Source organism: Lentzea sp. NPDC051213 (genome assembly GCF_044455585.1).
Classification (GTDB): domain Bacteria; phylum Actinomycetota; class Actinomycetes; order Mycobacteriales; family Pseudonocardiaceae; genus Lentzea.
In genome coordinates this window covers 99,094-111,705 of the sequence record NZ_JBITEX010000015.1, presented here as the reverse complement: position 1 = coordinate 111,705, position 12,612 = coordinate 99,094, and the positions used below count along the sequence as shown (strand labels likewise).

Sequence of the window (12,612 nt, the reverse complement as noted above, 5' to 3'; positions counted from 1 at the left end):
CTTGCGCTAGGGGCGTCTGCAAGTACCACCAACCACGAGGTCGGGGTACTTGCAGACGCCCCTTTTCACACGGCGGCGAGGAGCTTCGCGATCTCCGGTGCGGCCTTCTCGCGGTCCTGCGGCACGAGCCCGATGCGGGTGCGCCGGTCGAGGATGTCGTCCACGTCCAGCGCGCCTTCGTGCCTGATCGCGTGGACGACGTCGGCCTCGGTGACGCCCGGTGCGATCGGCGTCGTGGGCTCCGGCCGGTCGTTGACGAGGCGGATGTCCTTGGTGCGGCAGGGGATTTGCGTCAGGTTCGTCGCGTTCACCGCGTCCGCCGCCATCCTGCGGTACGTGGTGAGCTTGCCGCCGACGATCGTGATCACGCCGTTGGGTGCCTTGAGCACGGCGTGGTGGCGCGACAGATCCGCGGTCGTGCCTTCGGCTTCGAGCAGCGGACGCAGTCCGGCGTAGCTGCCGATGACGTCTGCCCTGGTGAGTTTCCGTTGCAGGAACTCGGAAGCGGTGGTCAGCAAGAAGTCCACATCGGACTCCGGCACCTGCGGCACGTCCGGGATCTCGTCGACCGGTTCGTCGGTGAGGCCGAGGTAGGCGCGGCCGTTCGCCTGGGGCAGCAGAAATGCGTAGCGGTTTCGTTGGCCGGGAACCGGGATCGTGAGCGCGGTCCCGCTGATGCCGACGTTTCTCGCGTCCACGACCAGGTGCGAGCCGCGGGACGGCCGCAGGTTCACCGGGGCCAGCGTGCCCGCCCAGACGCCCGTCGCGTTGATCACGGCCTTGGCTCGGACGGTGAACGTGGTCCCGGTCAGCGTGTCCGTCGCTTCGGCGCCATCGCCTTGCAGCGCAAGGACTTTGGCGCGCGCGATGATGCGGGCGCCGTATCCGGCGGCGGTACGCGCGAGGGCGACCACGAGTCGGGCGTCGTCGACGAGCTGGCCGTCGTAGCTCAGGAGTCCGCCGCTGAGACGGTCCGGGTCCAGGCCGGGAACCAGCGCCAGCGCCTCGTGTTTCGGTACCCGGCGCGGTCCAGGGAGGACGTTGCTCGGCGTACCGGCGGCGATGCGCAGGGCGTTGCCCGCGCGCAGGCCGGACATGACGAAGTGGCCGGCGTTGCCGTGCAACGGGAACAGCATCGGCAGCGTGCGGGTGAGGTGCGGTGCCGTCCTGGTCATCAGGATGCCGCGCTCGACCGCGCTCTCGTGGGCGAGCTTCACCTCGCCGTTCGCGAGGTAGCGCAGGCCGCCGTGCACGAGCTTGCTGGACCAGCGCGACGTCCCGAACGCCAGGTCGTGCGCCTCGAGCAGCACCGTCTTCAGGCCGCGCGACGCCGCGTCGAGCGCGACACCCGCGCCGGTGACCCCGCCGCCGATCACGAGCACGTCGGCGACTTCTTGCTGAGCGGCTTCGAGGTCTGTCTGTCTGCGGGAGGCGTTGAGGGAGGTGTTCACGGGCGCAGCGCTCCGTCCAGCTGTTTGGCCAGCTCGTCGAGCAGTGAGGCGAAGTCGAGCCCGGACGTGGCGGGCCGCGTGGAGAGCACCATCGACTGCGTGGTCAGCAGCACCACGCGCGCCTGCGTCTTGGCGTCCCCGAACCGGATCGACCCGTCGATGTGCCCGGCCTCGATCTGCCCGACGAGGAACTGCTCGACCAGCCGCTGCGTGCTCCCGAGCCGGTCGGTGAGGTACGGCAGCATCAGGTCGGCGTCGAGCTGGAGCACCCGCTGCATGACCGGGTTCGCCGACAGCAACCGGATGGCGTCCACACCCCGGTTCACCAGCTGCTCACGCGCGTTGCCCTGCCCGCTCGCCTGTTCCACCTGCTCCAGCAACGCGGCGAACTCGCGGGTCATCAACGCCCGCACCAGGTGATCGACGTCGGGGTAGCGCCGGTAGAGCGTCATCCGGCTCACGCCGGCCCGCTTCGCCACGTCGGTGAGGGTCGTGCGGCGCACCCCCACCTCGAGAACACACTCACGAGTGGCGTCGAGCAGCGCGTCGTGGGTGTGACGTTGAGACGTCATATGTAACACTGTAGCAGTGACCAGGGCGAGATGGACCACCGAAACCACACCGCTGCCGCCCCACGCGCTGGCGTGGCTGAGCCAGCGAATCGGCTTGGGCGAGCCGTTCGAGCAGGTGCCGCTCACAGCACCCGAGTCGGCCCTGATCGCCGACGCGTTCACCGCGTTGGAAGCGGTGAGCACCATCAGCACGGATCCGCAGGACCGGCTGGCTCGCGCCGGCGGTCTGTCCTATCTGGACCTGCTGCGCCACCGCGGCCACGGCGCCGTGGCGGTGCCGGACGCCGTGGTCCAGCCCGCGTCGCCGGCCGAGGTCCTCGAGATCCTCCAGGTCTGCGTAGAGCACGACATCGCCGTGGTGCCGTTCGGTGGCGGCACCTCCGTGGTGGGCGGTGTCGAGGCACTGCGCGGGTCCAAGTCGGCGGTGATCGCCCTGGATCTGGCCGGCCTCGGCTCGCTGGTGTCCGTCGACCCGGTCTCGCGGGTGGCGGTGCTGCAGGCGGGCCTGACCGCTCCCGAGGCCGAAAGGCTGTTGGGGGAGCACGGCTTCACCCTGGGACACGTGCCGCAGTCGTTCGAGCGAGCCACGATCGGCGGCTTCGCGGCCACCCGTTCCGCAGGCCAGGCCTCGTCGGGCTACGGCCGGTTCGAGGACATGGTCGAGTCAGTGCGGCTGGCGACCCCGGTAGGCGAGTGGGTCGTGGGCGCCGCGCCCGCCTCCGCCGCCGGGCCTGACCTGAAGCAGCTGGTGCTCGGCAGCGAGGGCCTGTTCGGTGTGATCACCGAGGTGTCCGTGCGGGTCCGGCCCAAGCCTTACGGACCTCGCTACGAGGGTTTCGTGGTCGACGGCTGGGAGGCGGGCGCCGCACTGGTCCGCGATCTGGCGCAGGACGGGGTGCTGGCCGACATCACGCGTCTGTCCGATGTGGACGAGACCGAGGTCGCGCTGGAGCTGGCCGGTTCGAAGGCTGATCTGCTGAAGAAGTACCTGCGGTTCCGGGGCGTGCGCCAGCCCTGCCTGGTGATCCTCGGGTGGGAGCACCGGTCGCGGTCAGCGACGATGAGTGCGTTGAGCGGCAAGAAGGTCGTGCGCCTTGGCCGCGCGATGGGCGCTACCTGGCTGCACGGGCGGTTCAACGGGCCGCGCCAGCGGGACGCGCTGATGGACGCCGGGGTGTGCGTCGAGACGCTGGAGACGGCCACGCACTGGTCCCGGCTTTCCGAGCTGCGGGACGCGGTGCGCGCGGCCTTGACCGCGGAGCTGGGCAATCCGGTGGTCATGTGCCACATCTCGCACGCCTACGAGACCGGGGCCTCGCTGTACTTCACGGTGCTGGTGCCGCGCGACCTCTCGGATCCGGTTGGGCAGTGGCAGCGGGCGAAGGTCGCGGCTTCGGAGGAGATCTCGCGGTTGGGCACGATCACGCACCACCACGCGGTTGGGCGCGATCATCAGCCTTGGCTGGAGAAGGAGATCGGGGCGGTTGGGGTTGGCGTGTTGCGGGCCGTTAAGGCTCAGCTCGACCCCACCGGCATCCTCAACCCCGGCAAGCTGATCTGAGCCCTGACCTGCGCCGACCAAAATTGTCGGTGCCGTCTGGAAAAATAAAAGCAGGGGCCCCCTTGAGGGGGACCCCTGCGCAAGCGTGAAGATCAGAAGGTCACGAGCATCTTGCCGGTGTTGTCACCGCGCAGCATGCCCAGGAAAGCGGCCGGCGCCTGCCGAGCGCCACCCTCGACGACGGTCTCGGAGTACTTGAGCTCACCAGAAGCGATCCAGGCCCCGACCTCGGCCACGAACTGCTGCTGCAGGGCCTTGTGGTCACCGACCAGCATGCCGCGCAGCGTCAGGCGCTTGCCGAGGATCTGGATCATGTTGCGCGGACCCTTGGGCGCCTCGGCGTCGTTGTACTGGGAGATGGCGCCGCACATCGTGATGTGGCCGCCGACGTTCAGCGAGTCGATGGCGGCCTCGAGGTGCTCGCCACCGACGTTGTCGAAGTAGACGTCGATGCCGTCGGGCGCCAGCTCGGCCAGCTGCTCGGCGACGGGGCCGTCCTTGTAGTTGAACGCGGCGTCGAAGCCGAGCTCCTCGACCAGGTACTTGACTTTGTCGGCGGAACCGGCGGAGCCGATGACGCGGGAGGCACCCTTCAGGCGGGCGATCTGGCCGACGATCTGGCCCACGGCGCCGGCGGCACCGGAGACGAAGACGGCGTCGCCCTTCTTGAACTCGGCGGTGGCCAGCAGGCCCGCGTAGGCGGTCAGGCCGGGCATGCCCAGCACGCCCAGGTAGGTGGACAGCGGCGCCACCGAACCGTCGACCTTCACCACGTGCTTGGCGTCGACGGCGGCGTACTCGCGCCAGCCCAGGCCGTGCAGGACGTTGTCGCCCACGGCCAGGTCGGAGACGCCCGAACCGACCGCCACGACCTCGCCGACCGCGCCGCCTTCGAGCGGCTGGCCGACCTGGAACGGCGGCACGTACGACTTCACGTCGTTCATCCGGCCGCGCATGTACGGGTCGACGCTCATGACCACGTTGCGCACCAGGATCTGGCCGTCGCCCGGCGTCGGGACCTCGACCTCGGCGATCTCGAAGTTCTCCTCGGTCGGCCAGCCGGCGGGGCGGGAGGCGAGCCGGACTTCGAGTGCGGTGCTGGTCATGGTCGAACCATCTCCATCCAGGAATTTGCGGATCAGTTATCCGGTTCAACCGCGGCAACCGGATGACTGTTCCGGAATGTGACCTACGCCGCAGGAAGCAAGGTCACGACGTCGCGGTACGCAAAGCCGAGTTTGCGGTACACGGCGATGGCTGGCGCGTTGTAGTTCTCCACGAACAGGGCGCATGTGCCGTAGAGCGATAGCAACGACGACGTGACGAACTGGCACACGCGCTGACCAAGTCCACGGCCTGCATAGGTCGGGTGCACCGCCACGCCCATCATGAAACCGACGTCCACGGACGACCACGCCTCCGCCGCCGTCGCCACCAACGTCGAACCATCGCGCACGCCCGCCCACCGCCGCACGCCGAGCTCGCCGGGCCAGGCCCACGACTCGGGGTTGGCCGCGTGCAGCAACGGCGGCACATCGTCCACTGACGACAGCCAGGAGACGTCCGGCGGCAGGTCCAACGAACCTGACCGGTCCATCCACCCGAACGGCTTGTCCTCCACCCACGGCGTAGGCATCAGCGACGAGACCTCAAGAGCGAGCGGCCGCTCCATCAGCGGCCGCAACGACACGCCCCGCCCGTGTGCGGCGAGCAACGACGCCACGCCCTCGGCCGGCCCGGCCAGCGCCAGACGCCGGCGCCGGGCCAACGACGGCGCGTGCACGCCGACGGCGCCCCGGTGTTCCCAGGCCGCGCCACCGGACGCCAACGCCTGCGCCGCCCACCGGATCAGCGGGTCGGCACAGGTGTCGTGCACGTCAGCGGTGGTGCGTAACCGGCGCACTCAGTCCTTCTGCTTGCGGCGCAACAACGTGCGTTTGGCCAGCGAGTCCTCGAGGGCCTGGTACGCGAGGTCCATCGCCCGGTTGTACTCACCCTGAGGACGCTTCGGCACGGTCTCGTCCGGCAGCGGCGGCGTGACCATCTGCAGCCAGCGCTCGTTCCACAGCTGCTCGACGGCCTGCTCCCAGTGCAGGGCGGCCCCCATCCGGACCACCCGCTCGCGATCGCGCACCTCGGCGATCTGCTCCTGGGTGGACGCGAGCCGCTCGGCGAGCTCGGCGCAGCGCACCTCGTCCAGCTTGCGCTGGCGAGCGGCCGCGTCCGTGGCGATGGCGATGATCTCCTTGTAGCGCTCCACCGCGGACAAGGTCGGCACTTCGATCACCTCCTCGCTCTGACGCTGAGCCGGCACCGACTCGAACATCGTCATCATCGGGTTCATGACAGGTCTCCTGTGTCGAACGGGATGATCACCTGCGGTCGAGAGTGCTCGAACCGGTCGAAGAACAGGCCACGCCGCGGTCGGGGCGACCACGCCATCACCTGCTCAGGTCCGAGCGACAGCAGCTCCTTGCCCTGGACGTCGAACGCCACCCAGGCGCCGATGTCGTCGTAGACACCCGGCGGAAGACTGGCCTTGAGCCGTTGCACGCCGCGCCACCAGCCCAGCACGTGCGTGCGGTTCTCCGGGCCGTGCTTGAGCACCGTGCGCAGACTGTCCAAACTGGACGCCCGCGTCGTCGCATCTTTCTGCTCCAGCAACGTGTGCGCCGCGTCCACGCCGTACAGCACCAGGTAATGCGGCGACGGCGGGGTGTCGGACGTGCCCGTGTTGATCGCCTGCAGCCGGGCCGCGGTGCGGTCCAGCAGCTCGCGGATGCCGTCGATGCCGATCACGGACGCGTCGTGCCCGTCCCCGCTCAGGCGTTTCGCCAGCTGCAACGCCGCCGGCATCGCCTCGTCGACCAGACAGGCCAGCGAGAACGCAGCCTCGGACGGCTCGTGCTGCCTGCCCAGTGACGCGGCCGCTCCGCCGAGCACGGCGGCCGCGTCCTGGACCACGGAACCGATCACCGCGATGTTGCGACCCGGTGTGCGGGCGAACCGCACCCGTGCCGCGGAACCCGCGACGTCGATGACCTGTCCTAGAAGCACGGTAGGTGATGCGTCGCCGGGTCGCAGGTCGAGGAAGTCCGGCAGCGCGTCCAGCAGCGGGACCTTGCTGCCGTCGAAGAGGCCAGGCGCCTCGCCGGGTTCACGCCGCCACAGCTCGTTCTGCAGGAAGTCGAACGTGCCCTTGGACGTGGAGTCCGGGATGCGGCAGATCTCGTTGCCCGGCTTCACACCCGACTCGTGGTTGATCACGGCGTGCCAGCGCGGCAGCTCCACGGCGGCGTCGTTCGCGGGCTCCGCCAGGACCCGGCGCGCCTTGGGCAGCGCGATCCGGACGGTGAACTGCTCGAAGATCGCCGACTTGCCCCAGAACCCCTCGATGCCCGAGACGTCCTGCGACGACAGCACCAGGTGGATGCCCTGCGAACGGCCGCGCCGCGCCACGTCCTCCAGCAGCTGGGTCGCGGCGGCGGTCACCTGGTCGCGCTCACCGAACAGGTACTGGAACTCGTCGATCACGGCGACGATCCGCGGCCAGCGGCCGGAGGGATCCTCCACCCGCAGGTGTTCGAGCTTGGTGACCTCGTGCTGCTTGGCCGCGTCCGCGCGCCGGCGCATCTCGTCGGCCAGGAATCTCAGCAGCGCCACACCGAACTCGCGGTCGGTGTTGACGTTCACGCCGACCAGGCGCGCGTGCGGCAGCCACGACGGGTCCTTGCGGCCCGGCGCGAACTGCGCGAACGACACGCCCTCCTTGAAGTCCAGCAGGTACAGCTCGAGTTCGTCAGGGGAGTATCGCGCGCACAACGAACCCAGCATCGCGTACAGGAAGTTCGTCTTGCCGGAACCCGAAGGCCCGCCGATCAACGCGTGCGGCGAGGTGTCGCCGAGCTGTACGCAGACCGGCTCGCCATCGTCAAAACCAACGGGCGCAACGACTCCGGCCGCCGAGTTCTCCGTCCACGGCCGTTCGGGCAGCAGATCGTCGAACGTGCCCATGCGCGAGCGCCGTTCCTCGCGCTTCTCCGCGATGGCGGCACACGCCCGCGTCACCATCGTGCTCGGGAGCGCGGGATCCAGCGTCACCATCACGTGCTTGCCGGTCATCGTGCAGAACGCCGTGCCGTCGCCGCGCAACGACACCGTCTCCACCGGCGAGTTGACCGTGATCGGGATGTCCACGATGAACAGCTGCACGCCGCACGCCAAACCGTTGCGCGCCACGCGTTGCAGCTGCTGCTGGTGTTCTTCCTTCAACGCCTTGCGGTTGCCGAACAGCACGGCGATCCGCCACGGCTCGGTGCGCCGGCCTTCCCCGCTGACCGAACGTACGGTCAGGTGGCCGTCCACCAGGACCTTCGTGTGCACCTGCCGGATGTGCTCGGACAGCTCGTCCAGCAGCTCGTGCAGCCGCGCCGGATCGTGCACCGTCAGCAGGTTCGCGCGCGTCAACGGATACAGGCCCGGCAACGACCCGGTCAGCTGCCCGACGTCCCACACGTGGACGTGCACGAGCCCCGGCTGGAAGTGCGAGAGCACCCGCAGCAACAGGTTCTCCACCAGGGTGTCCGCCAGCTGGCGGCTGTCCGAAGTGGACGAGACGTGCAGGTGCGCCTGGTCGAGCAGCGGCACCGCCACCGGGAACGGCTGGGCCTCCGGCGCGGACGTCACCACCCCCGTGCCGATCCGCCACAGCTCCGGCACGCCCTCGCTGCCGTCGTGCGTGCCCGGCGTGCCGAGCCACGACTCGTGCGGCCACGACGCCGGTCCGGCGGCGACCGAGTTCACCAGCGCGGTCAGCTGGTCGGGGCCACCGGCCGTCCACTCGTGGTACGACTGCTGCCAGTCGTGCTTGATCTGGGCGAGCCGCTCGTCGAACTCCTTCATCGACAGCGGCGCCTGGCGCGGTTGCTTCTCGCGCTTCTCGTCCACCGTCAGGAACGAGGTCACCTGGGCGAGCGCGACGTCCTGCACGGCCTTGTCGACGCCCATGCCGCGCACGGTGAACTCGAACATGTCCTTCGCGTGCTCGGTGGCGAGCGCCCGGTGCTCGCGCGCCACAGAGCCCAGCGCGGCCGCGACGGCGCGCTGGAACTCCGTGAAGGCCTCTTCGATCCTTCGTCGCCGCTCGTCCCGCCTGCTCATCACAGCTCCACGGTGAGTCGTTGGATGCGCTCCAGAGTCCCGACCATCAGTTCCAGCTGGTCGGGGAATCTTTCCTTCGCGCGCACGAACTCCGGTGGAAGCAGCGACTCGTGGTGGTTCTCGCTCGACTCGACCAGCGCCGCCACGGCCTCGTCGAGGCTCGCCTGGGCGCTGCGCACACTCCGGTACGCCTCACGCAGGATCTCGCTCGCCTGCTCGAGCGCGGCACGGACCTCGCCGATGGACGCCATCAAAGCCTGCTGTTGATGCCCTCGGCCCCGGATATGCCGGCGCCGAGGTAGTTCTGCAGCTCGCTCACGCCGGACACGACCTGGGCGAACTGGGCGTTCGTCGTCTCGACGTCCGCCTGCACGCTGCCCTGCGTGACTGATGTCAGCAGCTGCTGCGCGTCCTCGGCGAGCTCAGCCGCCTGCTGGAGGGCCGACTGGCTTTGGCTCGCCTTGTCGATCGCCTGGGCAATTGCGGCACGGACCTCTTCGATGCTGGCCATGTCGGCTCCCGAACCCTCCGGAACACAGATGGTCTGACGACCACCCTAAGTAGAGATTGTGCCCAGATTTTCACAGTTGAGAGCGAAGATCGGCTAACCGGGTGGATGCCTGAATCCACTCGAACGGGCCTTGCTTTAATGATCAGTTGAGCGCGCTGCTGGCCCCTTGCCCACCTCTGTAGTAACTGTCACAAGGCCGCCTACAGCCCGTTGTGTCGACCTACCGACCGGCCGGGTGAATTAAGACGTCTTGATGGGTGAGTTGTCACGCGCAGTGCCTGCACCAAACGGGTCATCTCCTGCCCAGGCCTCGACCAGAACTCGCTCCGCACCCGGAACGAGACTGTTGATCAGCTCGGGATCGTCCAGCACCGTCCACGCCGTCGGCGGCGCACACGCCACCCGCGGCGTCGGAAATCCGTCGGCCAGCCCGCGCACGAAGGTGCGCACCGCCCGTGCGAGCGCCGCCGACACGTTGTGAGTGGCCTTCTCCGCGCTCGGCCGGGTGAGGACCACGGCCCAGCACCCCGGCTCCTCGTCGGAGCAGTCACGGGCGTCCACGACCTGCGCATCGGTGCGGCTGATGAGCGCGTCGCACGCGTCACGCGCCTGTTGCTCGTCCGCTGCCTCGACCACCACGGTGATCAGGAGCACGAGGTCGTCCATATCCAAAATGGTGTCAGACGACCCGGCGCACGAACTCCAGCACCCGTGTGACGGCTTCACCGTCGCTCAGCAACCCGTTCACGATGTGCTCCTCGAACGCGGACCCGCGGATCCGGTCCGTGCCCGCCCGCGTGTCCGAGATCGGCACGATCTCGTCGTCCGACCCGTGCAGCCACAACGTCGGCAACGGCCCCAGCGGCGCCCCGAAGTTGACCTCGTCCATCAGGTCGGCCAGCTCGTTGGACGCGCCGTCCCACATGCCCAGCACTGGTGACACCAACGCCAGCGCGGCGATCCCGGAATGCGTTTGGGCGTACCGAACCGCGGCGGGAGCGCCGGTGAAGTGTCCAATCAGGACGACCGGGCGATCGGAGGCTTCCACCGCGGCGGCGATGTTCTCGGTCACCGCGACCGGAACCCCGGCCGTGCGCAGTGACAGGGCGATGCGCTCGCCGTGCGGCAACACGGCGAGCCATCCAGGTGCGTCCATCTAGGAAGCGTAGAACGCGCTGATCTCGATGCGGCCACCCGAACACACGGGGCCGAGCGTCCACGGCACGGTCAGCGGCGCCGTCTCGTCCGGCGGGATGGCCGCGGCCTTCGACGGCTCCGGCTGGCACGGACCCTCCACCGGCTCACTGCCCGACGGCACGACACCCCAGTGCAGGTTCGCGGCGGCCTTGCCACCCGGCGCGAGCGTGAGCGCCTTGGGGCCGGGATCGGACTTGCGCTCCAGCTTGGTCGGCAGCGTGCCGGAGGCGTTCTCCAGCTGGAAACCGCTGTAGCCGTTGAGCGTGCACGGCATCGTGCCGGCGTTGGTGACGACGAACTTGCCGTACCTGTTGCCCGCGCCGGCGTCCGTCGGGTCGACCTGCCCCTTCAACGCGGTGGCGTTGCAGCGCTTGACCCCGGGAGCCGCCGCCCCGTCGACGGGGGAGGAGGTGGACGTGGCGGTCGACGGCGTGGACGTCGGCAGCGTCTGGGACCCGTTGTCCGCGGTTCTCGTCCCGCAGGCCGATCCGGTGGCCAGCACCAGCAGTGCGCAAGCGATCAACCGTCGAGTCATGGGTGCACCTCCTACCAGTGAGGATGTGCCCACTCACGAACTCGGCCACACAACCTGCCGGTAATTCACCGGATGTGGTGGATGTCCCACCCGTCGGGCAGCACGGACATGCCCTTGACCGCCGCCGTCCACAGATACGTCCAGGCGATCCGCCCGTCCGGCAGCACCACGCGCACGCGGCGGTAGTCCTCGCCCTCGTACTCGTCGAGCAACGGCAGCGCGTCCTCCGGCGACCTCAGCCGCAGCACGAAGCCGGGCACGCCCAGGCCGGCGCCGGGGCGCAGCGCCGGGTAGCCCAGGCCGGTGTCGAGCAACGTGCCGGGCAGGCGGGTCTCCTCGGAGTCGACGACGTGCGGCTCCATCAGGTGCCAAGCGCTTGCGCCCGGCTGGAGCGTGCCGTAGACGAACAGCAGCTCGGGCCAGTCGTCGGCGGACGGGGCGCCGTGCACCTCGGTCAGTTCCAGTCCGTCCGTCAACGCAGGCCTCCCGCGGAGCATGGCGGCGTGTCCCTGCGAGACGTCCGCGCAACGGACCATACGGCCGTTCACGAGCGTGGGCATCCGCTTCTTGGAGCCTGCGGTGTAGGCGAGGACGGAGTCGATGACACCGCCGTTGTAGAGCACCACACGGCCCGTGTGCAGGCGTACGAGGCGGTAGCGCAGTCCGCGGCCCTCACAGCGGTCCAGCACGCGCAGCTGCTCAGGCGTGGCGAACCAGACGGAGTGCTCCTCGACGACGCCGGGCGCGGCCGCCAGGGTCGCGGGGCGCTGGCCGTCACGGGCTCGTGTGCCGTCGGCCCAGACAGCAGAAAAGCCCTCGCACCGTGCGCGCAGCACGACCGCGGGGCCTTCGAGACCGAGCTCCTCGCGGAGCCAGGTGACCTTGCTGGGGTTGGCGTTCGAGCCGTAGCCGAGCACCGGCATTCGGGCCGACAGCGGGAGCTCACCGTGGTTTGCGAGCCATTGGTCTAGATCGAGGTTTTCCGGCTCAACGCGCCATCCCGACTCCATCGTGAGGTCCGGTCGTACTGGCCAGCCCGTTTCGTCGACGTGCACGAAACAGTGGTCTGGACGAGTGCCCGGATAGGGCTCTGCCGGATGGCTTTCGTCGGTGAACGGTTGGGCCATTGGTCCATTGTGCCAGTCGAGACGGCTGGACCGCGCCCCCTAATCGTGACCTATCCGATGTTTGACCCTTGTTTCTAGTGGTTTAGTGAGAACGTTCACTGCGCATTCGAGTGAGTAACCCGATGTCTATCTGTCGACACTCCGGTGTTCCTCAGGGCGCGTCATAGCTTTGCTGCGCCTGGGCGACCTCTTGGGAGTTCGCTTCGATCCAGGAAGCGAGTGCCACGAGGTGTCCGGCCGCACCCTTGCCGAGGGGGGTCAGCGTGTACTCGACGTGCGGCGGGATGACCGGCTTCACCTCGCGGTGCACGAAGCCGTCGCGCTCCAGCGTCCGCAGTGTCTGGGTGAGCATCTTCTCGCTCACGATCGCCAGCTGCCGCCGCAGCTCGCTGAACCGCCACGCCTCGCCGTTCGACAGCGCCTGCAGCACCAGGACGCCCCATCGGCTTGTGACGTGTTCCATGATCGCCCGCTCCGGACACATCGTGACCTGCATGC

The 12,612-nt window shown here is 69.0% G+C and carries 14 protein-coding genes; 1 reads left to right on the top strand and 13 read right to left on the bottom strand.

The window, feature by feature from the left end; translation table 11 throughout:
* Positions 1-65: 65 nt before the first annotated feature.
* Both ACIA8G_RS43105 and ACIA8G_RS43100 read right to left on the bottom strand, forming a co-directional pair.
* Complete coding sequence (locus ACIA8G_RS43105) at positions 66-1,451, bottom strand: glycerol-3-phosphate dehydrogenase/oxidase (RefSeq protein ID WP_396424624.1); 1,386 nt, start codon at positions 1,449-1,451, stop codon at positions 66-68.
* Entirely contained in the window at positions 1,448-2,023 is a 576-nt protein-coding gene (locus ACIA8G_RS43100; protein ID WP_396424623.1) for a TetR/AcrR family transcriptional regulator, read from the bottom strand. The genes ACIA8G_RS43105 and ACIA8G_RS43100 overlap by 4 nt, the downstream gene beginning before the upstream one ends.
* Positions 2,024-2,039: 16 nt before the next feature.
* On the opposite strand from ACIA8G_RS43100, the gene ACIA8G_RS43095 reads away from it, so the two are divergent.
* The gene (locus ACIA8G_RS43095) at positions 2,040-3,584 is read left to right on the top strand and encodes an FAD-binding oxidoreductase (protein ID WP_396424622.1); all 1,545 of its coding nucleotides are present in this window, start codon (positions 2,040-2,042) and stop codon (positions 3,582-3,584) included.
* 92 nt (positions 3,585-3,676) lie between these two features.
* Here the strand turns inward: ACIA8G_RS43095 and ACIA8G_RS43090 are convergent, their stop codons facing one another.
* The 11 genes from ACIA8G_RS43090 to ACIA8G_RS43040 all read right to left on the bottom strand — a co-directional run bounded on the left by ACIA8G_RS43090 (position 3,677) and on the right by ACIA8G_RS43040 (position 12,610).
* A complete protein-coding gene (locus ACIA8G_RS43090) occupies positions 3,677-4,690 on the bottom strand; it encodes an NADP-dependent oxidoreductase (RefSeq protein WP_396424621.1) in 1,014 nt (337 codons plus the stop codon).
* Between the two features lie 83 nt (positions 4,691-4,773).
* Positions 4,774-5,487, bottom strand: coding sequence for a GNAT family N-acetyltransferase (locus ACIA8G_RS43085; protein ID WP_396424620.1), 714 nt, complete (start codon positions 5,485-5,487; stop codon positions 4,774-4,776).
* Entirely contained in the window at positions 5,488-5,928 is a 441-nt protein-coding gene (locus tag ACIA8G_RS43080) for a hypothetical protein (RefSeq protein WP_396424619.1), read from the bottom strand.
* Positions 5,925-8,744: an FtsK/SpoIIIE domain-containing protein gene (locus ACIA8G_RS43075; RefSeq protein ID WP_396424618.1), complete on the bottom strand. Its 2,820-nt coding sequence runs from the start codon at positions 8,742-8,744 to the stop codon at positions 5,925-5,927. Before ACIA8G_RS43075 ends, ACIA8G_RS43080 begins: the two co-directional genes overlap by 4 nt.
* Positions 8,744-8,995, bottom strand: a complete 252-nt coding sequence (locus tag ACIA8G_RS43070; RefSeq protein ID WP_396424617.1) for a hypothetical protein — start codon at positions 8,993-8,995, stop codon at positions 8,744-8,746. The genes ACIA8G_RS43075 and ACIA8G_RS43070 overlap by 1 nt, the downstream gene beginning before the upstream one ends.
* Complete coding sequence (locus ACIA8G_RS43065; protein WP_030467713.1) at positions 8,995-9,255, bottom strand: hypothetical protein; 261 nt, start codon at positions 9,253-9,255, stop codon at positions 8,995-8,997. Before ACIA8G_RS43065 ends, ACIA8G_RS43070 begins: the two co-directional genes overlap by 1 nt.
* Before the next feature lie 240 nt (positions 9,256-9,495).
* A complete protein-coding gene (locus ACIA8G_RS43060) occupies positions 9,496-9,921 on the bottom strand; it encodes a hypothetical protein (RefSeq protein WP_396424616.1) in 426 nt (141 codons plus the stop codon).
* A gap of 13 nt (positions 9,922-9,934) precedes the next feature.
* On the bottom strand, positions 9,935-10,411 hold the full coding sequence (locus ACIA8G_RS43055) for an alpha/beta hydrolase (protein WP_396424615.1): 477 nt from the start codon (positions 10,409-10,411) through the stop codon (positions 9,935-9,937).
* Positions 10,412-10,987 (bottom strand): DUF4232 domain-containing protein, encoded by a 576-nt coding sequence (locus ACIA8G_RS43050; protein ID WP_396424613.1) that lies wholly within the window; start codon positions 10,985-10,987, stop codon positions 10,412-10,414.
* A gap of 65 nt (positions 10,988-11,052) precedes the next feature.
* Positions 11,053-11,910: a gamma-glutamylcyclotransferase gene (locus ACIA8G_RS43045; RefSeq protein ID WP_396424612.1), complete on the bottom strand. Its 858-nt coding sequence runs from the start codon at positions 11,908-11,910 to the stop codon at positions 11,053-11,055.
* 355 nt (positions 11,911-12,265) lie between these two features.
* Positions 12,266-12,610 carry a winged helix-turn-helix transcriptional regulator gene (locus ACIA8G_RS43040; RefSeq protein WP_396424611.1) on the bottom strand — a complete coding sequence of 115 codons (345 nt, stop codon included), beginning with the start codon at positions 12,608-12,610 and terminating at the stop codon, positions 12,266-12,268.
* Positions 12,611-12,612: the final 2 nt, after the last annotated feature.